At 34.8% G+C, this 1431-nt stretch carries 2 protein-coding genes; both read left to right on the top strand.

All coding sequences use genetic code 11. The features are described 5' to 3' along the window. The first annotated feature begins 43 nt into the window (after positions 1-43). Positions 44-712 (top strand): FHA domain-containing protein, encoded by a 669-nt coding sequence (locus tag I6E24_RS16245; RefSeq protein ID WP_235329731.1) that lies wholly within the window; start codon positions 44-46, stop codon positions 710-712. A gap of 5 nt (positions 713-717) precedes the next feature. Further along, positions 718-1431 (top strand): serine/threonine protein kinase (locus I6E24_RS16240; RefSeq protein ID WP_235329730.1); only part of this gene is annotated, 714 nt, incomplete at its 3' end.

Below are 1431 nucleotides of genomic sequence, written 5' to 3'. Positions count from 1 at the left end.
ATAATATATAATTATGAGCAGTAATAAAACTATTATCCCCGGAATGGAAGAAGCTTACACAGAACGAACTTCTAATATTGATAGTTCTAAAAAAATGCAAGATGGCACATGTATTCCTCATCCATTTGGAACACAATCTCCTTCCGTAGCAACTAATCAAAAGCCAATCGTTGGCTTCCTGTATTCAATTTCAAAATCTATGGCTGGTGAATTTTGGCCATTACATATAGGGTCAAATACCATTGGACGTTCTGCGAATTGTGATGTTTCTTTAGGAGAAGCAACCGTTTCTGAAGAACATGCCGTATTAGTAGTAAGACAAATGAAGAATCCGGAAAAGATTATTGCTTCAATTTGTGATTCTCGTTCAACTTGCGGAACAATGATAAATGGAGAAAGTTTAGGCTTCGACCAAAGAGAATGTTTTAACGGTGACATCATTACTATAGGAGAGCACTACGATCTATTCTTTATCTTAATAGATGCAAAACAGATTGGATTGAATGTATGTAGAGGATTTATGCCTACCCAATCAAATGTAGGACAAGCTATAGGTCCTCAATCTACAGGGAATGCGTATAGTGCACCTACATTTAATCGATATACGCAAGGGTATGAACAAGATGATTCAAGTTACCAAGGCGGTACAAAAGGAATCGATGAAAATGAAAACAAGCCGTCAACCAAACCTGGAGGTACAATATTTATGTAATTCTCATGAATATAAAGAGACTACAGGGACAACTTGAAAAACAAAAAGGCGTATATTATGAATATGACGCTGATTCCACTCCCATAGGTGAAGGTGGCATGGGTGTTGTGTACCGCGGAGTTCGAATTGACGAAAGAACAGGTATGCATACTGAAGTTGCTATAAAAGCACTTCACGACGATTTACCTGAAGAAGTTTATGCTAGAGCAGAACGTGAAGCTTCAATTCAATTGAGGCATGACAACTTAGTTGAAATGCTAGGTTTAATTAGTATTTATGAGACTAATCAATGGGGAGAAAAGGAATATCATCATTATGTCATCAGTGAATTTCTTCATGGAATAGAATTGTCAGATTTACTACAAGGTAAGTTGGATAATAAATTCAATGAAGAGAATTCTTATGCTCGTTATCTTTATAATTGCTATTTAAAAGACCGTAAAAATACCTCTATAAAAATAATAAAGAATATCTTATCTGGAGTTCTAGCATTACATGATAAAGGCTACATTCATAGAGATATTGACCCAAGCAATATAATGGTAACAAATGACGGCCATATAAAACTAATTGACTTTGGTATTGCAAAAAATATAAAGGCCTTAAGTTCAAATGATAAATTAAGAACTGCTACTGGTAAATTTATAGGAAAGGCAGAATATGCTTCTCCTGAGTTAGTCCTAGGAGATGTAAAAAATCAAAATTATACTACCGATATT

Source organism: Bacteroides caecigallinarum (genome assembly GCF_021530995.1).
In the GTDB taxonomy this organism is placed as follows: domain Bacteria; phylum Bacteroidota; class Bacteroidia; order Bacteroidales; family Bacteroidaceae; genus Phocaeicola; species Phocaeicola faecigallinarum.
Note: the sequence above shows the minus strand (reverse complement) of the source record. Positions and strands in the feature narration are given on the sequence as shown.